Here is a 22,427-nt window from a genome sequence, read left to right as displayed (position 1 = left end):
ACCGTCACACCGAAAAATGACACGCAATTGCCACAGTCGCCGGTCCGACGATTCGTTTTTTCAGGATCAGCACGCTTCCCGGTCCCGCGGCGAGCAGTGCGGCGGCCTCGGCGACGGCTGATGTGCCGACCGCGTCCGCGACGGCGGCACTCGGCGAGGGAACCGTGATCCCGGCCAGTTCGGCGGCGGAGAATCCCCGCAGGTCCCAGCCGGACGACGACGCGAGCAGCCGCAGAGCCGGCGACCCCGCCCGCCGATCCAGGGTCGCGAGCACGCCGACCCGGGCGCGGGTCAGCCCGGCTTCGGCCAGAGCCACCGCCACCGCTTCCGACAGATCCGCGATGCCGGCGGAGGCCCGGCAACCGACCCCTACCGCGATCACCGAGCGGCGGCCCGGACGAAGCGCCCCGCCATCCCCGGGTTCCCGGCCCAGTGCAGGTGCAGGTAGGACGCGTGCAGGGCGGGACCGGCGAACCCCTCCGGATCGGCGCCGCGCCAGGCCCACGCCGCCCCGGCCGCCGGCGACAGCAGCACCCCGGAGCGTGGGTGCACGGTGGTGCGGTGGAACTCGTGCCCGGTCACCCGGGTCCCGGCCGGGGCGAGCGGGCTGTCGGCGAGGGCGACCGCGTCGCGGTATCCGAGGGTCAGCGACGGCGTCATCGCCGCCTCGGCGTCGATCACCCCGCACATCGGCTCGCCGTCCAGTGCGGAGCAGAGCCAGAGCAGGCCGGCGCACTCGGCCGCGATCGGGCCGCCGGCCTGCGCGAGGGCCGCGACCGAGGCCCGCAGCGGCGCGTTCGCCGACAGCTCGGACGCGTAGACCTCGGGGAATCCGCCGCCCACCACGAGGGCGCGGGCGCCGTCCGGCAGCTTCTCGTCCCGCAGGGGGTCCACCGTCACCACCTCGGCGCCCGCTCCGGCCAGCAACTCGGCTGTCTCGGCGTACGAGAAACTGAAAGCCGGACCACCGGCCAGCGCGACCAGGGGACGGCCCGGAACCGGATCCTGGCTCCGCGGGGTCCAGGCGGTCGCCGCCAGAGGCGGCGCCGACCGCGCGACAGCGGCCACCGCGTCCAGATCCACCGCCGAGGCGATCAGCGTGGCGAGAGCGTCCACCGAGGCCAGAGCCTCGGCACGGCGTTCCGCGGCGGGTACGAGACCCAGATGCCGGGACGGCGCCGCGACCGCTTCCGATCGGCGCAGCGCACCCAGCACCGGGGTGCCGACCTCCTCGCAGGCGTCCCGCAGGATCTGCTCGTGCCGGTCCGAGCCCACCCGGTTCAGGATCACGCCGGCCAGCCGGACCGTGCCGAAGCTGCGGAACCCGTGCACCAGCGCGGCCACCGACCGGCCCTGCGCGGCCGCGTCCACGACCAGGATCACCGGCGCCTGCAGCAGCTCCGCCACCTGCGCCGTGGAACCGGTCTCCCCCGCCCCGGTACGCCCGTCGTAGAGCCCCATGACGCCCTCGACGATCGCGATGTCGGCGCCCTGCGCACCGTGCGCGAACAGCGGCCCGATCAGTTCCTCGCCGACCAGCACCGGATCGAGGTTGCGACCCGGGCGGCCCGCCGCGAGAGCGTGGTAGCCGGGGTCGATGTAGTCCGGGCCCACCTTGAACGGCGCCGCGGTGAGCCCACGCCTCCGGAACGCCGCGAGCAGCCCGGTCGCCACGGTGGTCTTGCCGTGCCCGGAGGCGGGCGCGGCGATCACGACACGATTCACCATTCGATGCCCTGCTGTCCCTTGCGGCCCGCGTCCATCGGATGCTTCACCTTCGTCATCTCGGTGACCAGGTCCGCCGCCGCGACGAGATCCGGATGCGCGTCCCGTCCGGTGATCACGACGTGCTGCGTGCCGGGCCGGTCGTTCAGCGTCGCGATCACGTCCTGGACGTCCACCCAGCCCCACTTCATCGGGTACGTGAACTCGTCCAGCACATAGAACTTATAGGTCTCGTTCGCGAGGTCCCGCTTGATCTGCGCCCAGCCCTCGGCGGCCTCGGCGGCGTGGTCGCGCTCGGTGCCGGCCCGCTGGATCCAGGACCAGCCCTCCCCCATCTTGTGCCAGGTCACCGGCGTGCCGTTCACGCCGTCCAGGGCCTTCAGCGCCGACTCCTCGCCGACCTTCCACTTCTGCGACTTCACGAACTGGAACACGCCGATCGGCCACCCCGCACTCCACGCCCGCAGCGCCATCCCGAACGCCGCGGTGCTCTTGCCCTTGCCCGCGCCCGTGTGCACCGCGAACACCGCCTGCCGCCGGCGCTGGCGCGTGGTGAGCCCGTCGTCCGGAGTGACGGTCACTTTCCCTTGTGGCATTTTCAGACCCTTCTCGTGTACGGGAGGTCAGCGCCCGTCCCCACGCCCTTTAAGCCGTCCTAGGAAGATAGGATGCTTGCTGCGGGCTGGTGTTCGCTGCCTTGCCGTTGCCGCCGCCCGGCCTTGTCCGCCGCCCGGCTCTGTATCGCCGCCGGCTCTCTGTTCGCCGCGCCGCGTCCGCCGCCCGGCCCTGTCCGCCGCCCGGCCTTTTCCGGCGGCTCGCGGTCACGCCGCCCGGCGGTAGGCGCGGTCTGCCGTCGCCTGTGGACGGTTCTCCACCGCCGCCTGGAGCTGCTCCAGCGGCATGACGTCGGCTTTCAGCGCCGCGGCCAGCTTCACCGCGAGACCGAGGCGGATCGGACCGGACTCGCAGTCCACCACCACGGAGGCGACGCCGTTCAGGGCCGGGGCCATCAGCAGCGGGTCCGGGCCGCTCGTGGCCCGGCCGTCCGTCACCAGGATCAGCAGCGGACGGCGGCGCGGATCCCGGCGGCGCTCGGTGGCGATCGTGGAGGCCGCCGCGCGGAGGCCGGCCGCGAGCGGCGTACGCCCCCCGGTCCGCAACGCGGCCAGCCGCATGACGCCCACCTCGTGACTGGACGTGGGCGGCAGCACCACCTCGGCCTCCGCCCCCCGAAACGTGATCATGCCGATCCGGTCCCGCCGCTGGTAAGCGTCCCGCAGCAGCGACAGCACCGCCGTCTTGACGAGCGTCATGCGCTTGCGGGCCGCCATCGAGCCGGAGGCGTCCACGACGAACAGGACGAGGTTGGCCTCGCGTCCCACGTGGACGGCTTCCCGGAGATCCCGCGGAATCACGCGCAGGTCCCCCGCCGCGCCGGACTCCAGCGCCGACCTCTCGATCGCGGCTCGCAGGGTGGCGGGCAGGTGGGGTGCCCCGGCAAGCCTGCCGAGCGGCGGGCGGCTGCCGACCACCCTCCCCCGGCGGGCGAAGGCGGGGGAACGCCGGCCCGCGTGACCGCCCTCGCCACGGGCCGCGATCGTCAGGGTGCGGGTGCGGTAGGCCTGCCCGGCCGACGCGACGGCGCCCGCCGTGGACTGTCCAGGGGCGTCCGGCTGCGGGGTCTGCTGCGGGGAATCGTCCGGGGCCGGGCCGCGCGACTCCTGAGTCTCCGGGCGCCCGCCCGCTTGCGGAGCTGAGGACGCGTCCGGAGCGGGGCTTCCGCCCGTACCCGAAGGATCTGACCCGCCGCCGCCCGACGGACCTTGCGGCCCTCCGCCGTCAGGCGGGCCCTCCCCCTCAGGATCGTCGCCGCCCTCCGGATCGTCGTCGTCCTCCTGTGCCTGACGCTCGGCCTCGGCCAGGGCCTGCTCGAGCTTCTCCTCGTCGGTGCCGGGCGGGTCCAGCGGATCGGTACGGCGGCGGTGCGGGAGGGCCAGGCGCGCGGCGTCGGCGACATCCTCGGCGTTCACCACGTCGCGGCCCTTCCAGGCGGCGAGGGCGACCGCCGACCGGGCCACCACGATGTCGGCGCGCATGCCGTCGACGCCGTAGGCCAGGCACACCCGGGCGATCCGGTCCAGTTCGGCGTCGGGCAGCTTCACCGACGGCAGCAGGGCGCGGGCCTCGGCGATGCGGGCGGCGTAATCCCGCTCGGCGTCCCGGTAGCGGGCCGCGAAACCGTCCGGGTCGGCCTCGTACGCGAGACGCCGCCGGACCACCTCGGCGCGCTGGGCGGCGTTGCGGGGCGCGGCCACGTTCACCACCAGGCCGAACCGGTCGACCAGCTGCGGGCGGGGCTCGCCCTCCTCCGGGTTCATCGTGCCGACCAGCAGGAACCGGGCCGCGTGCTTGACCGACACCCCGTCCCGCTCGACGTGGGCCCGGCCCATCGCGGCCGCGTCCAGCAGCAGGTCCACCAGATGATCCGGGAGCAGGTTGACCTCGTCGACGTAGAGCACGCCCCGGTGCGCGGCGGCCAGCAGCCCCGGCTCGTAGGCCTTCACCCCGTCGCTGAGCGCCCGCTGAATGTCGAGGGTGCCGACGACCCGGTCCTCGGTGGCGCCGACCGGCAGTTCGACGAGGCTGGCCGGGCGCTCGCCGGCCGGGCTGTCGATCGCGTGCGGGCCGTCCGGGCAGTCCGGGTCGGGCGCGGCCGGGTCGCAGGCGAACCGGCAGCCGCGCACCGTCCGGATGCTCGGCAGCAGCCCGGCCAGCGCCCGTACGACGGTGCTCTTCGCGGTGCCCTTCTCGCCGCGCACCAGCACCCCGCCGACCGCCGGCGAGACGGCGGTGAGCAGCAGCGCCAGGCGCAGGTCATCGAGGCCGACGACGGCCGAGAACGGGTACGGAGTAGTCACGGGAGATCCCTTCCGGCGGGTGTCCACGCCCGCGCGACGGCCGAAACGAGCGGCCGGAGTCTCCTGACTCCCGGATCGACGTTCCCCGCGCGCCTTCCGGCCGTAGTCGCCGTGGCTGTCGTGGCGGTTCGCTCCCCGGTCACAGTGGCGGGACCGTCCCGGACTCGCACCGGGTTCCTCCGCTACCGCTCATGGTCACTCTTTCCTACGCCCGGGTGCGGCGTCAACGCGGGGTGTCCCTCATCAAGATCTTTTTAGGGTACGGACCTAAGCCGTCCACGACCGCAGGTCCGGCCGCCCCCGCCCGTCGACGCGGGCGCAGCGGGGGGTCGAGGCCGTGACGCGTCTTTCGCGTGAGGTGCGTGGTCACCCCTGACCCGTCCCGCCCTCCGCATCCCTCCCCGGCCGGCGTCGCCGCTGGTGCCGGGCGGTGTTCCGGCCGGTGCTCCGGGCGGTGTTCCGGGCGGGAGGGAAGGCCGGCGCGGGATGCCGAGGGCGGCAACCCGATGGGTGGGGAAGGATGTCAGACGGGTATTGACGCGGCGGGACGGCTCAGGGAGGCAGCACATGGACGTCGTGATCGGGATCGACACCGGGACCACCGCCACGAAGGGGGTGGCCACCGGTCCGGCCGGGGAGCTCAGGGCGCTGACCAGCGTGCACTATCCGCTGTCGGTGCCCGGGCCGGGACGGGCGGAGCTCGACCCCGAGCAGCTCGCCGCCGCCGCGATCAAGGCGCTCGTGGACGTCGCGAAGGAGTGCCGGGAGAACGGCGACCGGGTGATCGCGATCGGTCTGAGCGCGTTCCTGCACGCGCTCGTGCCGATGGCCGCGGACGGCCGGCCGCTCGGGCCGCTGATCACCTGGGCGGACAACCGGGCCGCGGAGCAGGCCGAGCGGATCGCGGACAAGAAGGCTCTGCAGGCCCGTACCGGCACGCCGGTCCATCCGATGTCGCCGCTCACGAAACTGGCCTGGTTCGCCGAGAACGAGCCGGGCACGCTGCGCGACACGCCACGCTGGGGTGGCGTGAAGGAGCTGGTGGTCGCCGCGCTCGCGGAGGCCCCGTTCGTCGTCGACCTCTCGGTCGCCTCCGGCACGGGCCTCTACGACATCCACTCACGGCAGTGGGACCCCGAGGCCGTGGAAACAGCGAGGGTACGCCGGGAGCAACTGGCTGAGGTCGTACCCACGACCACGTCGTTGCGGTTGAAGCGGGAGGTGGCGAGCGCGGCCGGGCTCGACGCCGGCGTGCCGCTGATCATCGGGGCGGCCGACGGGCCCCTTGCGAACCTCGGGGTGGGCGCCACCCCGGCCGGGATCGCCGCCGTCTCGCTCGGCACCAGCGGCGCCCTGCGCACCGTCGTCGACCGGCCGACCAGTGACGAGGCGGGGCGGCTGTTCTGCTACGCGCTGACCGAGGACCGCTGGGTGATCGGCGGGGCGGTGAACAACGCCGGCTCGGTGGTGCGCTGGGCCGGGGAGAGTTTCGCGGCCGGGTTCGAACGCCCCGGCGCCGAAGGCGAGGACGCCGACGAGCGGGACGCCGCGCTGCTGCTGGAGGCGGCCGGGGTGAAGGCCGGCAGCGACGGGCTGCTGTGCCTGCCGTACCTGCTGGGCGAGCGGGCGCCGTGGTGGCGTCCCGGGCTGCGCGGCGCCTACCTCGGCCTGCGCCGCGAGCACACCCGGCCACACCTGGTCCGTGCCGCCGTCGAGGGTGTCTGCCAGCAGCTGGCGCTGGTCCGGGACTCCTTCGACGCCGAAGGCAACACGCTCACCGAGATCCGGGCCACCGGCGGCGCGGTCGCGTCCGAACTGTGGACCGGCATCCTCGCGTCGGCGCTGGACCTGCCGGTAGCGGTCGCGGACACCCCGGAGGGCACCGCCCTGGGCGCCTGCCTGCTGGCCCGGCACGCGCTCGGCGAACTCCCCGACCTGGACGAGGCGGCAGCCCTCGTACCGATCAGCCGCCACACCCCACCGAACCCGGACGACGCCGCCTTCTACCGCAAGCTCCGACCCCTCGTCGAGCAGTCAGCCCTGGCGGTCCTCGACGTGGTGGCCGAGCTGGACAGGCTGGCCCCCGAACCCCTCCCCGGAACCGAAAAAGCAGTCCACTCCTAACCCCCGCGCCAGCGCCACCTCCCACCGCACCCCTCCCACCGCACCCCTCCCGCCGCCACCCCTCCCGCCGCGCTACCCCCACCGCACCCTCCCCCCGCGATCTTGTTGATCGGGGCAGCCCCGTTCCTGCACCAATCAACAAGATCGCGCAGGGGCGGGACGCGGAGGCGGGACGCCGGGCGGGGCGCGGGGGCGGCGCGGAGGTGGGTGACCGGGAAGCGCAAAGAGAAACGCCCTGCCGGGATCGACCGGCAGGGCGTTTGGAGAGAACTGTCAGCGCTGGTCCATCGCGACGAAGTCGCGCACCGGGGAGCCGGTGTAGATCTGGCGCGGACGGCCGATCTTGTTGGCCGGGTCGACCATCATCTCGCGCCACTGGGCGATCCAGCCGGGCAGGCGGCCGATCGCGAACAGCACCGTGAACATCTTGGTCGGGAAGCCCATGGCCTTGTAGATGAGGCCGGTGTAGAAGTCGACGTTCGGGTAGAGCTTGCGGGAGATGAAGTAGTCGTCCGAGAGGGCGATCTCCTCCAGCTTGAACGCGATCTCCAGCAGCGGGTCGGGCGTGTCGAGGGTGGAGAGGACCTCCTGGGCGGCCTTCTTCACGATCGCGGCGCGCGGGTCGTAGTTCTTGTAGACCCGGTGGCCGAAGCCCATGAGCTTGACGCCCTTTTCCTTGTTCTTCACTCGCGTGACGAACGAGTTGACGTCTCCGCCGTCCTTGCGGATCTGCTCCAGCATCTCGAGCACCGCCGCGTTGGCGCCGCCGTGCAGCGGGCCGGAGAGCGCGTTGATGCCGGCCGAGACCGAGGCGAACAGGTTCGCCTGCGCGGAGCCGACGAGGCGCACCGACGAGGTCGAGCAGTTCTGCTCGTGGTCGGCGTGCAGGATGAAGAGCATGTCGAGGATCTTCGCGACCTTCGGGTCCACGTCGTAGGGCAGCGTGGGCAGGCCGAAGGTGAGCCGGAGGAAGTTCTCGACGTAGTCGAGGGAGTTGTCCGGGTACGGCAGCGGATGGCCGATCGACTTCTTGTAGGCGTACGCCGCAATCGTCGGAAGTTTCGCCATCAGGCGGATTGCGGAGATATCGACCTGCTCCTCGTCGAGCGGGTCGAGCGAGTCCTGGTAGAAGGTCGAGAGCGCGGTCACGGCCGAGGAGAGCACCGACATCGGGTGCGCGTCCCGCGGGAAGCTGGAGAAGAACGTACGCATCTCCTCCTGCAGCAGCGTGTGCACGCGGATCTTGTCCGCGAAGTCCCGCAGCTGGGGCGCGGTCGGCAGCTCGCCGTTCATGAGCAGGTAGGACACCTCGAGGAAGGTGCTCTTCTCCGCCAGCTGCTCGATCGGGTAACCCCGATAGCGCAGAATGCCCTGGTCACCGTCGATGTACGTGATCGCCGACGTGGTCGACGCCGTGTTGACGAAACCCTGGTCGAGGGTGACGTAGCCGGTCTCCTTCAGAAGCGCACTGACGTCGATGCCGCCCGGCCCGTCGACGGCCTCGCGTACCGACATCGACAGCTGGCCACCCGGGTGGTCGAGCTTGACATCCGTCATGTATTTCCCTCACTTCACCGGCAGATGTCCCAAAGATTTTGCCGTTCACCGTAAACCCTCAACCTGAATGGGTCATCAGGTAGCCATCTGTTGAGGCATTGGTCACCAGTACGTATGGGCCGTTGCACCATAGACAATGGTCGGTATATTGCGGCTTTGTTACGGGAGGACCGATGCAAGATCCTGTCGTGGTAGGAGTCGACGCGTCCGCAGCCGGTCGCGCTGCGGTCCGGCTGGCCGCGCGGGAAGCCGTCTCCCGCGGGTCCACTCTGAAGATCATTCATGCTTTCACCTGGCATGAGCCCACCGGTTACGCCCCGGCTCGCGGAGCCGCCTCGCGTGTCGTGAAGGAAGCGGTCGCCTACGCCCAGCGTTCCACACCGGGCGTCGACGCGCGCGGACAACTGCGGGATGGGCCTCCGGGCCGGGTGCTCACCTTCTTCAGCCGCGCCGCGTCCCTGCTGGTGGTCGGCGGCGACGGGCTGGCCCGGCTCGGCTCCGGCTCGGTGGTGCAGGACCTGGTCCCGGACGCGTGGTGCCCGGTGCTGCTCGCGCGCGGGCCGCGGCCGCCGACCGGGCCGGTGGTGGCGGCCGTGGACGGGTCGGAGTTCTCGCTGCTGGCGCTCCGGTTCGCGATCCGGGAGGCGGAGTTGCGCGGCAGCCGGCTGATCGCGGTGCAGGTGACGCCGACCGGCGAGGCCTCGCCCGCCGTCGTGAAGATCGTCGAGGATTCGCCCGCCCGGCTGCGGGTGCTGGCCGGCCCGCCCGGGGCCACGCTGGTCCGGGCCACCCGGCGGGCCGGGCTGATCGTTCTCGGTCCGCGCGGGGAGGGCGGCGCCCGGCGCCTCGGTTCGGTGGCCTGCGAGGTGCTGCGATCCGGCAGCAGCCCGGCCGCTTTCGCGCACGCCGGGACTTCGGCAAACGCCGGTTGGTAAATCGCCCGGATTGCTACGGTTGGTCCACCATTGGACCCCGGGAGGATTGTCCGGTGCAACCCGCACTCCCGCCCGTGATCGTCCGCCGGCTCTGGCAGCTCATGGTCGTCGCCGGCGTCATCGCCACGGCTCTCTACGTGCTCTTCCCCGACACGCTGATCAGCAACGTCGCGTTCGTGGCCCTCGGCTTCGCCACGGTGTCGGCCTGCTTCCTCGGGCCGCGCCGCTGGGGCGCCGAGCCGCCGGTCGCCTGGCTGCTGATGGGCGCGGGGGCGCTGACCTTCCTGATCGGCGTGCTGATCCGGCCGACGGTCACCGAGCAGCCCATGCCGTGGCCGCTCGTCGCCGACGTGTTCAGCTTCAGCGGGTACGTCCTGCTCTCGATCTTCCTGGCGATGCTCCTGCGCCAGCGGCAGAGCCTGGACCGGCACGCCGTGCTGGACGGCATGATCGTCACGCTGGCCGTCGGCATGACCACCACGCTGACGCTCGCCATCCCGGCGGCGACCACGCCGGACCGGCCCGCGCTGCTCTCCGTCATCCAGGGCACGTACCCGCTCTTCGACGTGATCGTCCTGCTGCTGATCGTCAACCTGACCTTCACGGCGAAGTCCTGGCCGCTCAGCCTGATCGCGCTGATCGGCACGATGGCGATGATGTTCGCGGGCGACTTCGCGTACGCGGTCGCCGGCGTGAGCGGGAAGATCTACACCGACCCGATCTACAACGTGCCGTACCTGATCGCGTACACCGCCCTCGGCGTCGCGGCGCTGCACCCGTCGGTCGTCGAGATGAGCCGCGCCGCGAAGCCCCCGGTCCAGGAGTGGGGCTGGCAGCGCCTCGCCATGCTCACCCCGGCGCTGCTGCTTCCGCCGATCATGCTGCTGACCAACCGGACCAAGACCGCCGAGGCCCGGGTGCTGGTCGCCGTGATCACCGCGAGCATCGTGGGCCTGCTGCTGTTCCGGGCCACGTCCGCGGTGCAGGCCCAGGTCGCCGCGCAGCTGCGCTCCGAGCACCAGGCCACCCACGACCCGCTCACCTCGCTGCCGAACCGGGTCTCCATCTCGGCCGAGATCGAGCGGCTCGTCACGATCGTCGACCCGGAGGGGCACGACCGGGTCTGGGTCTACATGCTCGACCTGGACGGCTTCAAGTGGGTCAACGACTCCTGGGGCCACGACACCGGCGACCAGCTGGTCATCGAGGTGGGCCGGCGGCTGCGCCACGCGGTGGCCGCGAACATCCCGGTGGCCCGGGTCGGCGGCGACGAGTTCCTGCTCGCCTTCGTCGGCGAGAAGGGCGGCGCCCTGCACCTGGTCGACGACATCCGCGGCTGCTTCGCCCGGCCCTTCCCGGTCCGCGACACCGAGGTGGTGATCAGCGCGTCGATCGGCATCTCGCACGCGGCAGGGGACGCGGCCCGCGCGGCCGTCACCGCCGAGGCGCTGATGCGCGACGCCGACACCGCGATGTACCGCGCCAAGGGCGAGGGGCCGGGCCGCTCCTCCATCTTCGACACGTCGATGCACGACCAGGTACGGGAGCGGATCGAGCTGGAGGTGGCGCTGCGCCAGGCGCTCGCCGAGGGCCAGCTGCGCGTCCACTACCAGCCCCTGGTCCGGCTGGACACCGGCATCCCGATCGGCGCCGAGGCGCTGGTCCGCTGGGAGCACCCGGAGCGCGGCGCGATCCCGCCGATGACGTTCATCCCGATCGCCGAGGACGCCGGCCTGATCGGCAGCATCGGCACCTGGGTACGCCAGGAGGCGCTGCGCCAGCTCGGCGTCTGGCGCTCCGAGGGCGTCGTCGGCGACGACTTCTACCTCTCCATCAACGTCTCGCCGCGCCAGCTCAACGAGCCGGAGCTGCCGCTGATCGTCTCCGGCGAGATGCTGCGGTACGGCGTACCCGCGCACTGCGTGGCCCTGGAGATGACCGAATCGGTCATGGTGGACGGCTCCAGCGTGACCGCCCGGGTCCTCTTCGAGCTCCGCGAGCTCGGCGTGAAGCTGCTCATCGACGACTTCGGCACCGGCTTCTCGGCGCTCGGCTACCTGCGCCGCTTCCCGGTCACCGGCGTCAAGATCGACCGCTCGTTCGTGATCGGCCTCGGCGTGAACGTGGAGGACGACGAGATCGTCCGCGCCGTGGTGGCGATGAGCCACGCGCTCGGCCTCAGCGTGATCGCCGAGGGTGTGGAGACGCCGCTGCAGCGCGAGGCGCTCTGGGCGGTCGGCGTGGTGAACGGCCAGGGCTGGCTGTGGGGCGCGGCCGTGCCGGCGCAGGAGTTCGCCGAGCGGTGGCGGCGCAGCGCGCTCGCGGGCGCCCTTCCGGAGGCGCCCGCGATCACCGCTCTTCAGGAGTCCTACGGCCGGCACCGCCGAGCCGACCGCTGACCGGCTCCCACCAGGCCGCCGGGCCGAGCCAAGCCAGCGGGCCCAGCTAGGCCAGCGGCCCGAGCCAAGCCGCCGGACCGGGCCATGTCAGGCCCGCAGGCCACATCAAGCCGGCGAGCCACATCAAGCCGGCGGGCCCATCAAGGCAGGCGGGCCGGGCCGCGTCGCGGCCCGGCCTCTCAGCCGGTCCGCATGCCGCCGCGGCGCTCCGGGAGGCCGGCGCGGCGCTCGCGGAAGCCCGTCCGCCGCTCCTCGCGGACCGCGGTGCCGGGCGGCGGGAACTCGTACATCCAGAACGACTGGGCGTCGAGCCGGGTCGGCTGGGCCTGACCGGCGACCCGGCCGAGGATCATCGAGATCATCCGGGGCAGGGCGTTGCGCTCCTCGTTGAACGAGCAGATGTCGACGAACACCTTGCCGTCGACCTTGCCGATCGCGCCGTACATGGCCCGCAGCAGGCTGATGAAGACGCCGGTGCCCCGGGCGCCCGCCTTCGCGCCGACGAACACGACGTAGAAGAGCCGGCGCTGCTCGTACAGATCCGGCCAGTGGTACTCGAAGTACTCCGCCGAGATCAGCGATACGGCCTCCAGCTCGTTGGTCATCACGCCGAGGCCGACGATGGCGCCGTCGCCGTCCACCGCCACGTACTTGTCGGCCCGCTTGTCCGCCATCAGCTCGTCGAACTCGTGGCGGTACATCAGGTGCCGGTTGACCGCGAGGACCGCCAGATCGGCGAAGGTGTCCTGGTAGAACTCCCAGGCCTCGTCGAGCTGGCCGGCCGGTAGTTCCGGCAGCACTTGGACTTCCATGATCGCTCCCCCGTGATCAGTGAACCCTTTTCATGACAAACCTGTCAGGAGGACTGGCGCCGTGCGGCCAACTCGGGCATTATTCGCTGGCGGAAATCTGCTGTGTCCCACGTCACTCGGGGGTGGTCCCGTGCTCGTCCTGCTCCTGCTCGTGCTGATGACGGGTCTCGCCGCGGCCCTGATCAGCGCGACGCGCGGCCCGGTGGGCCCCCGCCGCCACTGAGTGGGGCATCCTGGGCGGATGCGCTTCGCCACGTGGAACGTCAACTCGGTCAAGGCCCGTCTGCCCCGCCTGCTCGACTGGCTCGCCACCACCGCGCCCGACGTCCTCTGCCTCCAGGAGACCAAGGTCGCCGACGGCGGGTTCCCGGCCGACGAGGTCGCCGCGCTCGGCTACGAGACCGCGCAGTACGGCCAGGGCCGCTGGAACGGCGTCGCCATCCTTTCCAAGGCCGGGATCGAGGACGTGCGCCGCGGCTTCGAGGGCGAGCCCGGCTATCCCGATCCGGAAGCCCGTGCCATCAGCGCCACCTGCGGTGGCATCCGCTTCACTTCGGTGTACGTGCCGAACGGCCGGACGCCGGACGACCCGCACTACGCCTACAAGCTGCAGTGGCTCGCCGCCCTGCGCGCCGCGCTCGTCCCCGACCTGGCCGCCGGGCCGGTCGTGGTGGCCGGCGACTACAACGTGGCGCCCACCGACGCCGACGTCTGGGACCCGGCCGTCTTCGTGAACTCCACCCACGTGACGCCGCCGGAGCGGGCCGCGCTCGCCGAGCTCCGGGCGCTCGGGCTCACCGACGTGCCGGCCCGGCCCCTCAAGGGTGATCATCCGTTCACCTATTGGGACTACCGCGCCGGGATGTTCCACATGAACAAGGGCATGCGTATCGATCTGGTCTACGCCAGTGCCGATGTCGCCGCACGGGTGGAGGATGCCCTGGTGGACCGCGAGGCGAGGAAGGGCAAGGGGCCTTCCGATCATGCCCCGATCGTGGTCGACATCAAGGACTGAACCGAGGAGCACGTAGGCTGGGGTCGATCCTGGCATCGCTCTGGGGTGCTTCGTAGCGGGGAGAGACAGGAGGCGAGGGATGACGGCGCTCACGCCGGCGGGGGCCGGCGAGCCACTGACGCGCACGATCCCGGTCGCGCCCGCACCGGCCCTGCTCCGGGCCGCCATGGAGGCCGCGACCGAGGCGATGGTGATCTGCGCGGCGGACGGCGACATCGTGGTGCTCGCGAACGCCGAGGCGCAGCGGCTGCTGCCCGCGCTCCGGCCCGGCGCGCCGGTCGCCGGGCCGCTGACCGGCGACGCGTCCTTCCGTGCGGAGCACGAGGGGCGCCGCCTCTACGGCGTCCGGCGCCCGCTCGACGACGACCACTACGCGTGGTTCGTCGGCGACCACACCGAGGCCGAGGAGCGGGCCGCCTCGCTCGAGCTGGAGCGCTCCCGGACCGCGTTCCTGGCCGAGGCCGGCCGGCGGCTCTCCGCGTCTCTGCACGTACGCCGCTGCACCCGGACCACCGCGGAGCTGGCGGTGGCCCACCTGGCCGACGCCGCGATCGTGGTGCTGCCGGTCAACGGCGGGCAGTGCTCGTGGATCCGCCTCTCCCCCGGCCACGCGCCCGAGGAGGGCACGCTCGCCGAGCGGAAGCTGGCCGAGGTGCCCGGTCTCGTCGAGGCCCTCGACGGCTTCCCGCCGATCCCGAGCCAGTGGCTCGACCCGGCGCTCGCGCCCGGCTGGCTCTTCCCGGCCGACCTCGGGCCGGTCGGCGCGCTGCTGGTCATCCCGCTGCCCGGCAACGCCGAGCCGGCCGGCGCGCTGATCCTGGCCCGCGGCGGCAACCAGGCGGCGTTCACGGCCGAGGACGAGATGCTCGCCCGGATCTTCGCGGCCCGGGCCGGCGCCGCGCTCTCGGCCGCCGTGCTCTACCAGGAACAGGTCGCCACCACCACGGTCCTGCAGGCCGACCTGCTGCCGCCCGAGCTGCCCCAGCCGGACGGCTTCGAGCTGGGCGCGTCCTACCAGGCCGCCCGCGACTCGCTGCGGATCGGCGGCGATTTCTACGACGTTCTCGGCCCGCCGACCGGCGGCAGCGACACCGTGATCGCGCTCGGCGACGTCTGCGGCACCGGACCGGAGGCCGCCGTGCTGACCGGCAAGGTCCGCCAGACGCTGCGCGCGCTCCGCCTCGTCGGCGTGGCCCCGGAGGACATGCTGCGGGTGCTCAACCAGGCCCTGCTCCAGTCCGGCCGGCGGCAGCGCTTCGTCACCCTGGTGATCGGCTCGGTCCAGCGGGTGGAGCACGGCCGGGTGCGGCTGCGGCTCGCCAGCGGCGGTCACCCGCCGCCGCTGGTCCTGCGTGCCGACGGTACGGTCGACGAGGTCCCCACCAAGGGAACCCTCATCGGCGTGCTCCCGCAGACCGTGGTCACCCCGGCGACGGTCGAGCTCGCGCCCGGTGAGCTGTGCCTGCTCTACAGCGACGGCCTCACCGAGGCGCGCGGCGGGCCGAGCGGCGACGAGCAGTTCGGCGAGGAGCGCCTGCGCCGCCAGCTCGCCGGCTGCCATGGCATGCCCGCGGCGGTCGCCGTCGAGCGGCTGCGCCAGCTCGTCTCCGACTGGGTGCACGGCGGGCCCCGCGACGACATCGCGATGCTCGCGGTGCGGGCGCACACCCGGCCGCCGCTCAGCCTGCGGGGCGGCGGGGCGCGGAACGCGTCGCCCTACCTGGTCGCCGCCCGGCGCGGCGACCGGCGGAGCAGCAGGGCGCGCTCGTGACCGTCTCCACCGATCTCCGGCTGACCGCGGCGGACCTCGACCGCTATCTCGACCTGGTCGGCGACGGCGACGAGCGCGAGGCGGTCGGCCTGGCGATGTCGCTGCTCGACGCCGGCGTGCCGGCCCAGCGGATCATCGTCGACCTGATCGGCGGCACCCAGGCCCGCGTCGGCGAGCTGTGGGCGTCGAACGAGTGGGGCGTCGCGAAGGAGCACTCGGCCACCGCGGTCAGCGAGCGGGTGCTGGCGGCCGTCGCGGCCCGGACCGACGTACCGGCCGGGCGCGGCCGGATCACGCTGGCCTGCGTCGACGGCGAGTGGCACGGCCTGCCCGCCCGGATGCTCGCCGAGCTGCTGCGCCTGGACGGCTGGCGGGTCGACTTCCTCGGCGCCAGCGTCCCCGGCCGGCACCTGATCACCCACCTGCACCAGACCGGGCCGGACGCGGTTGCGCTGAGCTGCATGATCCCGACCCGGCTCCCCCGGGCGCACGCCGCGATCACCGCGTGCCGGGCCGCCGGGGTGCCGGTGATCGCGGGCGGGCGCGGCTTCGGCCCGCACGGCCGCTATGCCCAGCTGCTCGGCGCGGACGCCTGGGCGGCCACCGGGGAGGAGGCCGTCACCCGGCTCGCGTCGGACTGGCCGCCCGAGTACGTCGCCGACGACCCCGGCACGTTCCTCGGCGACGAGGAATACACCCACCTGGTCCGCTCCCGCCCGCAGCTCATCGCCACGGCGATGGGCCGGCTGCCGGCGGTGTTCCCCGGGGCGCACCACTACGACCAGGCGCAGATCGACGCCACGGCGGAGGATCTCGGGCACGTCGCGGACTTCCTGGCCGCCGCCCTCTACGTGGGCGACGCCGAGATCTTCACCGGGTTCGTCGAGTGGACGGCCGAGGTGCTGCGGACCCGCGGGGTGCCGGTCGGCGCGCTCCGGGTCGGCCTGCGGCTCATCCGGGACCAGCTCGTGGACTTCCCGGCCGCGCTCCGGATGATCGACGAGGGCGTCGCGGCGATCGCCGATTAAATCGTTTGCGGGGTTCGCGCGGTCCGCATAGCGTGAGCGCCATGCTGTGATGGATTCCGGTCAGCCCCCGCGCCGCTCCGCTGAAGGAGCCGCGCCATTCCTCCTTGACCGGCCACAGCGCTCTCTTCTTCGGCGTCTCGTGCTGGTCTCTCCTTCATCGTTTGGGGCCGCTTTATGCCTGCTAGTCCTTTTTCTGTCCATGTGAACCTCGACGACCTCGCGCGCGACGACATCGCCGCCGCCCTGCGCCGCCCCGCCGCCGAGCAGGCGGACACCCGTTCCGCGCCCGCCTATCACGGGGCGGACGACTCCCGGCAGGCCGCGCGCGAGCGCTCCGGCCGGGACCGGTCCGGGCGGGCCGCCGGGTCCGGCGGCGGGCGGAGCTACGCCTTCCGCCGCAGCTGATCACACCTTTCACCACACCGGCCCGGCACACGATGTGTGCCGGGCCGGTCCGGCGGTACGCCGGCGCCCGAATCGCCGCCCTCTCGTACAGCCACGCCCGACTGGCTGTACGCCAGCGCTCGGTTCACGCCCGAATCGCCGCTCTCACGTACAGCCACGCCCGACTGGCTGTACGCCAGCGCTCGGTTCACGCCCGAATTGCCGCTCTCTCGTACAGCCACGCCCGACTGGCTGTACGCCAGCGCTCGGTTCACGCCCGAATTGCCGCTCTCACGTACAGCCGGGCTCTGCGGGGACGGGTCGTCAGCCGAGCTGCACGTAGATGTCGTCGATCTGGCCGTGGTACATGTCGCCGCCGGTCTGCAGGTTCGGCCCGCCGATGCGCAGCGGCATCGCGTTGTCCACGGCGAGCGTCGCCGGGATCGTCACGCGCGCGCCCGGAGTGCCGTCCACCGAGACGTTCAGGACCGTGCCGGAACGCTCGCACACCACCCGGTGCCAGCCGCCGTCCGCGATCGGCCGCGCCGAGGTGGCCGTGAACTTCTGCCCGCTGCCCCGGGCCACCATCACGCACTGGGCCCGGCCGGCCTTGCCGCTGATCTGCATCTTCCACTGGCTGCCGCTGTTCGCGACGCCCTTCTGCATCACGTTGGCGTTCCCGGAGAGCTGGGCCTGGGTGACCTTCACGGTCGCCGCCCACTTGAAGGCGCGCGTACCCGGGTCGAGCGTGGCGCTGTCGGCCGCCTCGAGCAGGGCCCGCGGGCAGGTGGTGGTTCCGGCCGCGCAGAGCGCCGGGAACGCGGCGAACCGCCCGGCCCCGGCCGTCGTGATCGCGATCTGGCCGTTGTTCGCGCCGCGGATCGTCAGCGGCCCGCCGCGCCCGGACAGGTCGGCGATCCGGCCGTCGGTGGCGCCGCCGTCGAAGTTGTAGCGGGCCACCAGCCCCGGCGCCGGCACCTCGGCCGGGGCAGCCGGAGCCGGCGCGGCCGAAACCGGCGCGGCCGGAGCCGGCGCGGCCGGAGCCGGCGCGGCCGGAGCCGGCGCGGCCGAAACCGGCGCGGCCGAAACCGGCGCGGCCGAAACCGGCGCGGCCGAAACCGGCGCGGCCGAAACCGGCGCGGCCAGAGCCGGGGCGGCGAATGCGGCCGGGGCCGCCAGAGCCGGGGCGGCCAGCAGAGCGGCGATCGTGTGCTTGAGCATTCTCATGCAAAGAAGATCGCTCATTCACCCCGAATGATGGCAAAACACCCCAGGGAAGTCGACCATACGGGTCACCAGAACCGGCCCCGCGGGTAAACGGAAACGGCCCCGCAGGAATGCCGCGGGGCCGCCGGAGCGAAGGATCTAGCGCAGGTCGGAGGAGACGGCCAGGAGGCAGACGCCCAGCAGGCGCTGCAGCGACCACTCGGCGCGCAGCCAGCCGGCCGCGTCGACCGGGGCCCGGCCGGCGGCCGGGAGGGTGCGTCCCATCCGGGCCGCGCCGGCCGCGATGGAGCGGGCGTACGCGGCGAGGCCGTCGGCGCCGGCGGTCCGGCCGGCGTCGGCGAGGGCGTCCCGGACCGCGGCGGCGTGCTGATCGATCGCGGCCAGGAGCGCGGGTGAGGCGAACGCGGCGGCCAGGCCGTCGACACCGATCCGGGCCATCAGATCGTCGAGGACGGCGTCGGCCGGGCGGGCGGCGGCGAGGTCGGCGAGCGGGGCGATGGCGAGGTTCTCGTTCGTCATGCCGGAGACGCTATAAGCCGGTGACCAGGAAGAACACCCCGGTAACCGAACGGCACCCGACCGCCACCGACCTTGCCACCGCCACCTCAGATCGGGAGCGCGTCCATGGCCTTGTAGATGCGTTTGTCCGAGATCGGGTAGGCGGTCCCGAGCGTCTGTGCGAAGTAGTTGATCCGCAGCTCCTCGATCATCCAGCGGATCTCGCGCAGCCCCTCCTCGGCCGGGCCGCCCGCGACGGCCTCGGCGCGCAGCTCGCGGTATTCCGACTCGATCTCGTGGATCTGCGTGGTGAGCTGGCGGTCGCGCCCGAGCCCGCCGCCGAGCCGGTCCAGGCGATAGACGATGCCGCGCAGGTAGCGCGGCATGTGGTGCAGCTGCCGCCAGCCGGTCTCGGTGACGAAACCCGGGTGGACCAGGCCTTTCAGCTGCTGCCGGATGTCCGCGAGGGCGGGCAGCAGGGCCGGGTCGCGCAGGGTCCGCACGCGCTGCTCGACGTCGTAGGCGGTGGCGAGGACCGCCTGGACCTGCGTCACGACGTTGGCGACGGCGTCGACGAGGTCCTGCCGGACGTGGTCGCGCAGCGACGCGAACTCGACGGACGACCAGACCGGGCCGCCGTGGTCGGCGACGAGGCGGTCGACGGCGGCGCCGGCGCAGTCGTCGAGGAGCTCGGCGATCGATCGGTAGGGGTTGCCGCGGGAGAGTTCCAGCTTCGCCTTGTTGTCGAGCCGGCCCTGCAGGTAGCGCGCGGCCGGCGGGAGCGTCAGCAGCAGGAGTCTGCGGGTGCCGGCCGCCATCGCGGTGCGCTGCTCGGATTCGGTCTCGAACACCCGCACGGCCACCGACTCACCCTCGTCGACGAGCGCCGGCCAGACGTTCACCTCGTACCCGCCGCGCACCTGGACGACCTTGCGCGGCAGCGCCCCGAAGTCGTTCGTGGTGATGCCGCGGCGCTCCAGGTTGCCGGCCGCCCGGGAGATGGTGGCCTGCACCTTCGGCGCGAGCCGGCGGCGCAGCACGTCGAGGTCGCGGCCCTCGGCGACCACCTCGCCGGCCTCGTTCACCACCCGGAAGTTCATCCGCAGGTGCTCGGGCACCTGGTCGGGGCGCCACGCGTCGGCCGGGACGATCGTGCCGGTGAGCCGGCGCAGCTCGTTGCCGATGGCGTCGGGCAGCGGGCCACGGCGGGCCGGTACGCGGTCGAGCACGGCCTCGGCCCAGTCCGGCACCGGCACGAACGCGGTGCGCAGCTGCTTCGGCAGGGCGCGGATCAGCGCGATCACGACGTCCTTCCGGAAGCCCGGCACCGACCAGCCGAAGTCGTCGGCGTCGACCTTGTTGATCAGGTCGAGCGGGATCTTCACGGTCACGCCGTCGGCGTGCGAGTCGGGGTTGAACTCGTAGTAGAGCGGGAGCTTCACCCCGCTCGCGAGCCAGCCGTCCGGGAACGCGTTCGGGTCGACCGTGTCGCGGCCCGCGTTGACGACGTCCTCCCGGGTGAACGTCAGCAATTCCGGATTCTCCCGGCGCGCCTTCTTCCACCAGCCGTCGAAATGGCGCGCCGACACGACGTCGGCCGGAATGCGCGCGTCGTACAGCGCGTAGACCGTCTCGTCGTCGACCGCGATGTCCCGGCGGCGGGCGCGGTTCTCGATGTCGGTGATCTGCTTCAGAAGACGAAGGTTGTCGGCGTAGAACTTGTGGTGCGTCTCCCAGTCGCCCTCGACCAGAGCGTGCCGGATGAACAGTTCCCGGGAGACGACCGGGTCGACCTTTCCGTACCCGACCCGGCGGCGCGGAACGATCGGGAGGCCGTAGAGCGTCACCTTCTCGAAGGCCATGACCGCGCCCATCTTCCGATCCCAGTGCGGCTCGGAATAGCTGCGCTTCACCAGGTGGGGAGCTAGTTTCTCGGCCCATTCCGGCTCGATCCGCGCGTTCACCCGGCCCCAGAGCCGGCTCGTCTCGACCAGCTCGGCGGACATCACCCAGCGCGGCTGCCGCTTGAACAGCGCCGATCCCGGGAAGATGGCGAATTTGGCGCCGCGCGCGCCGAGGTATTCCCGTTTCTCCGGATCCTTGAAGCCGATATGGCTGAGAAGACCCGCGAGCAGGGCGGTGTGCACCGGTTGCGGCGCGACTCCCGCTTCCCAGTCCTCCTTCAGAGAAAGACCCAGGGTACGGGCGACCTGCTTCAGCTGCGAGTAGATGTCCTGCCACTCCCGGACCCGCAGATAGTTCAGGAATTCGCTGCGGCAGAGCCGGCGGAACTGATTGCCGGAGAGCTCCTGCTGTTTCTCGCGCAGATAGCGCCAGAGGTTGAGGTAGCTGAAGAAGTCCGATTCCTTGTCGGTGAACCGGGCGTGTTTCTCGTCGGCCTGCTGCTGCTTGTCGGCCGGGCGCTCGCGCGGGTCCTGGATCGACAGCGCCGCCGCGATGACCATGACCTCGGCGAGCACCTCCTGCCGGTCCGCCTCGATGACCATGCGGGCCAGCCGCGGGTCGACCGGGAGCTGGGCGAGCTGGCGGCCCATCGGGGTGAGCTTGCGTTCGGCGAGCGCGCCGAGCTCCTCGAGCAGCTTGATGCCGTCGGTGATGTTGCGCCGGTCCGGCGGGTCGATGAACGGGAACTTCGCGAGGTCGCCGAGTCCCAGGTTGGTCATCTGCAGGATGACGCTCGCGAGGTTCGTCCGCAGGATCTCCGGCTCGGTGAACTCCGGGCGCTGCTCGAAGTCCTCCTCCGAGTAGAGCCGGATGCAGATGCCGTCCGAGGTCCGCCCGCAGCGGCCCTTGCGCTGGTTGGCCGACGCCTGGGACACCGGCTCGATCGGCAGCCGCTGCACCTTGAGCCGGTGCGAGTACCGGCTGATCCGGGCCGTCCCCGGGTCGATCACGTAGCGGATGCCGGGCACCGTCAGCGAGGTCTCGGCCACGTTGGTGGCGAGCACGACCCGGCGGCCGGTGTGCCGCTCGAAGACCCGGTGCTGCTCGGCCGCGGAGAGCCGGCCGTAGAGCGGGACGATCTCGGTGCCGCGCAGGTCGCGCTTGGTCAGCGCGTCGGCGGTGTCCCGGATCTCCCGCTCACCGGAGAGGAAGACCAGGATGTCGCCGTCGCGGGGCAGCTCGTCGACGGCGTCGGAGATGCCGTCGATCAGGTCCTGCGGCTCCTCCACGTCGTCCTCGGTCACCGTGATCAGTGGCCGGTAGCGGACCTCGACCGGGTAGGTCCGGCCGGACACCTCGATGACCGGCGCCGGCTTGCCCGCGGCGTCGGTGAAGTGCTCGGCGAAGCGCTGCGTCTCGATCGTCGCCGAGGTGATGACGAGCTTGAGGTCGGGCCGCTTCGGCAGCAGCTCGCGCAGGTAGCCGAGGATGAAGTCGATGTTGAGGCTGCGCTCGTGCGCCTCGTCGATGATGAGCGTGTCGTACCGGCGGAGCATCCGGTCGTTCTGGATCTCGGCGAGCAGGATGCCGTCGGTCATCACCTTGATCATGGTGTCGTCGCTCACCTGGTCGGTGAACCGCACCTTGTAGCCCACGGTGTTGCCGAGCGGCCGGTCCAGCTCCTCGGCGATGCGCTCGGCCACGGTCCGGGCCGCGATCCGCCGCGGCTGGGTGTGGCCGATCTGCCCGCGCACGCCCCGGCCCAGCTCCAGGCAGATCTTCGGGATCTGGGTGGTCTTGCCGGACCCGGTCTCGCCGGCGATCACCACGACCTGGTGGTCGCGGATCGCCGCGGCGATGTCGTCCTTGCGGGCGCTGACCGGCAGCGCTTCCGGGTAGGTGACCCTCGGGACCCCGGCGAGCTTGGCCTCCAGCCGCAGCCGGGCCTGGTCCACCTCGGCGGCGATCTCGGCGAGCGCGGCGGAGCGGGCGGCGTCGTCGCGGATCCGCCGGGTCCCCTCCAGCCGGCGTCCTAGGCGGTGTTCGTCACGGGGCAGGAGCTCGGAGATCCGGGAGCGCAGATCGGCGGCAGGTGAAATCGACATGGCGCAGCAAGAATAGGCGGAACG

16 protein-coding genes and 1 riboswitch are annotated in these 22,427 nt (G+C 72.4%); of the genes, 7 read left to right on the top strand and 9 right to left on the bottom strand.

Annotated elements, in window-relative coordinates; translation table 11 throughout:
• Positions 1 to 4: 4 nt before the first annotated feature.
• From AB0G10_RS28255 to AB0G10_RS28240, 4 genes are all read right to left on the bottom strand, one after another.
• Positions 5 to 382, bottom strand: coding sequence for a cobalamin biosynthesis protein (locus tag AB0G10_RS28255; protein WP_360928061.1), 378 nt, complete (start codon positions 380 to 382; stop codon positions 5 to 7).
• On the bottom strand, positions 379 to 1,728 hold the full coding sequence (locus tag AB0G10_RS28250; protein WP_360928058.1) for a cobyrinate a,c-diamide synthase: 1,350 nt from the start codon (positions 1,726 to 1,728) through the stop codon (positions 379 to 381). Before AB0G10_RS28250 ends, AB0G10_RS28255 begins: the two co-directional genes overlap by 4 nt.
• On the bottom strand, positions 1,722 to 2,321 hold the full coding sequence (gene cobO, locus AB0G10_RS28245; RefSeq protein ID WP_360928056.1) for a cob(I)yrinic acid a,c-diamide adenosyltransferase: 600 nt from the start codon (positions 2,319 to 2,321) through the stop codon (positions 1,722 to 1,724). Before cobO ends, AB0G10_RS28250 begins: the two co-directional genes overlap by 7 nt.
• A 225-nt stretch (positions 2,322 to 2,546) precedes the next feature.
• Positions 2,547 to 4,643: a VWA domain-containing protein gene (locus AB0G10_RS28240; RefSeq protein ID WP_360928053.1), complete on the bottom strand. Its 2,097-nt coding sequence runs from the start codon at positions 4,641 to 4,643 to the stop codon at positions 2,547 to 2,549.
• Positions 4,644 to 4,699: 56 nt separating this feature from the next.
• Positions 4,700 to 4,823: riboswitch (cobalamin riboswitch) on the bottom strand.
• A gap of 387 nt (positions 4,824 to 5,210) precedes the next feature.
• Here AB0G10_RS28240 and AB0G10_RS28235 point away from each other — a divergent pair.
• Entirely contained in the window at positions 5,211 to 6,767 is a 1,557-nt protein-coding gene (locus tag AB0G10_RS28235; RefSeq protein ID WP_360928050.1) for a gluconokinase, read from the top strand.
• A 273-nt stretch (positions 6,768 to 7,040) separates the two neighbouring features.
• Here AB0G10_RS28235 and AB0G10_RS28230 read toward each other — a convergent pair whose 3' ends face one another.
• Positions 7,041 to 8,324, bottom strand: a complete 1,284-nt coding sequence (locus tag AB0G10_RS28230) for a citrate synthase (protein ID WP_360928047.1) — start codon at positions 8,322 to 8,324, stop codon at positions 7,041 to 7,043.
• A 173-nt stretch (positions 8,325 to 8,497) separates the two neighbouring features.
• On the opposite strand from AB0G10_RS28230, the gene AB0G10_RS28225 reads away from it, so the two are divergent.
• Together AB0G10_RS28225 and AB0G10_RS28220 are read left to right on the top strand one after the other, a co-directional pair.
• A complete protein-coding gene (locus AB0G10_RS28225; protein WP_360928044.1) occupies positions 8,498 to 9,259 on the top strand; it encodes a universal stress protein in 762 nt (253 codons plus the stop codon).
• Between the two features lie 53 nt (positions 9,260 to 9,312).
• A complete protein-coding gene (locus AB0G10_RS28220; RefSeq protein ID WP_360928041.1) occupies positions 9,313 to 11,658 on the top strand; it encodes an EAL domain-containing protein in 2,346 nt (781 codons plus the stop codon).
• Between the two features lie 179 nt (positions 11,659 to 11,837).
• Here the strand turns inward: AB0G10_RS28220 and AB0G10_RS28215 are convergent, their stop codons facing one another.
• Positions 11,838 to 12,470: a hypothetical protein gene (locus AB0G10_RS28215; RefSeq protein ID WP_360928038.1), complete on the bottom strand. Its 633-nt coding sequence runs from the start codon at positions 12,468 to 12,470 to the stop codon at positions 11,838 to 11,840.
• 241 nt (positions 12,471 to 12,711) lie between these two features.
• Between AB0G10_RS28215 and AB0G10_RS28210 the strand changes: the two genes are divergently transcribed.
• From AB0G10_RS28210 to AB0G10_RS28195, 4 genes are all read left to right on the top strand, one after another.
• Positions 12,712 to 13,485 carry an exodeoxyribonuclease III gene (locus tag AB0G10_RS28210; protein ID WP_360928035.1) on the top strand — a complete coding sequence of 258 codons (774 nt, stop codon included), beginning with the start codon at positions 12,712 to 12,714 and terminating at the stop codon, positions 13,483 to 13,485.
• A gap of 79 nt (positions 13,486 to 13,564) precedes the next feature.
• Positions 13,565 to 15,256, top strand: a complete 1,692-nt coding sequence (locus AB0G10_RS28205; RefSeq protein WP_360928032.1) for a PP2C family protein-serine/threonine phosphatase — start codon at positions 13,565 to 13,567, stop codon at positions 15,254 to 15,256.
• Positions 15,253 to 16,284, top strand: coding sequence for a cobalamin-dependent protein (locus AB0G10_RS28200; RefSeq protein ID WP_360928029.1), 1,032 nt, complete (start codon positions 15,253 to 15,255; stop codon positions 16,282 to 16,284). Before AB0G10_RS28205 ends, AB0G10_RS28200 begins: the two co-directional genes overlap by 4 nt.
• 201 nt (positions 16,285 to 16,485) lie before the next feature.
• A complete protein-coding gene (locus AB0G10_RS28195; protein ID WP_360928026.1) occupies positions 16,486 to 16,689 on the top strand; it encodes a hypothetical protein in 204 nt (67 codons plus the stop codon).
• 303 nt (positions 16,690 to 16,992) lie between these two features.
• Here AB0G10_RS28195 and AB0G10_RS28190 read toward each other — a convergent pair whose 3' ends face one another.
• The 3 genes from AB0G10_RS28190 to hrpA all read right to left on the bottom strand — a co-directional run bounded on the left by AB0G10_RS28190 (position 16,993) and on the right by hrpA (position 22,403).
• Complete coding sequence (locus tag AB0G10_RS28190; protein WP_360928023.1) at positions 16,993 to 17,895, bottom strand: LamG-like jellyroll fold domain-containing protein; 903 nt, start codon at positions 17,893 to 17,895, stop codon at positions 16,993 to 16,995.
• Between the two features lie 138 nt (positions 17,896 to 18,033).
• Positions 18,034 to 18,414: a DUF6401 family natural product biosynthesis protein gene (locus tag AB0G10_RS28185; protein ID WP_360928020.1), complete on the bottom strand. Its 381-nt coding sequence runs from the start codon at positions 18,412 to 18,414 to the stop codon at positions 18,034 to 18,036.
• Between the two features lie 86 nt (positions 18,415 to 18,500).
• On the bottom strand, positions 18,501 to 22,403 hold the full coding sequence (gene hrpA, locus AB0G10_RS28180; protein WP_360928017.1) for an ATP-dependent RNA helicase HrpA: 3,903 nt from the start codon (positions 22,401 to 22,403) through the stop codon (positions 18,501 to 18,503).
• Positions 22,404 to 22,427: the final 24 nt, after the last annotated feature.

The organism is Actinoplanes sp. NPDC023714, assembly GCF_040639855.1.
Lineage (GTDB): Bacteria > Actinomycetota > Actinomycetes > Mycobacteriales > Micromonosporaceae > Actinoplanes.
The sequence above is the reverse complement of the archived record's forward strand: the minus strand, read 5'-3'. Positions and strand labels throughout refer to the sequence as shown.

What these genes read in the sequence shown, in the direction of transcription:
- AB0G10_RS28250 (WP_360928058.1), bottom strand. Translation starts at nt 1,728, where the DNA reads ATGGTGAATCGTGTCGTGATCGCCGCGCCCGCCTCCGGGCACGGCAAG.
- cobO (WP_360928056.1), bottom strand. Translation starts at nt 2,321, where the DNA reads ATGCCACAAGGGAAAGTGACCGTCACTCCGGACGACGGGCTCACCACG.
- AB0G10_RS28235 (WP_360928050.1), top strand. Translation starts at nt 5,211, where the DNA reads ATGGACGTCGTGATCGGGATCGACACCGGGACCACCGCCACGAAGGGG.
- AB0G10_RS28230 (WP_360928047.1), bottom strand. Translation starts at nt 8,324, where the DNA reads ATGACGGATGTCAAGCTCGACCACCCGGGTGGCCAGCTGTCGATGTCG.
- AB0G10_RS28225 (WP_360928044.1), top strand. Translation starts at nt 8,498, where the DNA reads ATGCAAGATCCTGTCGTGGTAGGAGTCGACGCGTCCGCAGCCGGTCGC.
- AB0G10_RS28215 (WP_360928038.1), bottom strand. Translation starts at nt 12,470, where the DNA reads ATGGAAGTCCAAGTGCTGCCGGAACTACCGGCCGGCCAGCTCGACGAG.
- AB0G10_RS28210 (WP_360928035.1), top strand. Translation starts at nt 12,712, where the DNA reads ATGCGCTTCGCCACGTGGAACGTCAACTCGGTCAAGGCCCGTCTGCCC.
- AB0G10_RS28205 (WP_360928032.1), top strand. Translation starts at nt 13,565, where the DNA reads ATGACGGCGCTCACGCCGGCGGGGGCCGGCGAGCCACTGACGCGCACG.
- AB0G10_RS28190 (WP_360928023.1), bottom strand. Translation starts at nt 17,895, where the DNA reads ATGAGAATGCTCAAGCACACGATCGCCGCTCTGCTGGCCGCCCCGGCT.
- AB0G10_RS28185 (WP_360928020.1), bottom strand. Translation starts at nt 18,414, where the DNA reads ATGACGAACGAGAACCTCGCCATCGCCCCGCTCGCCGACCTCGCCGCC.
- hrpA (WP_360928017.1), bottom strand. Translation starts at nt 22,403, where the DNA reads ATGTCGATTTCACCTGCCGCCGATCTGCGCTCCCGGATCTCCGAGCTC.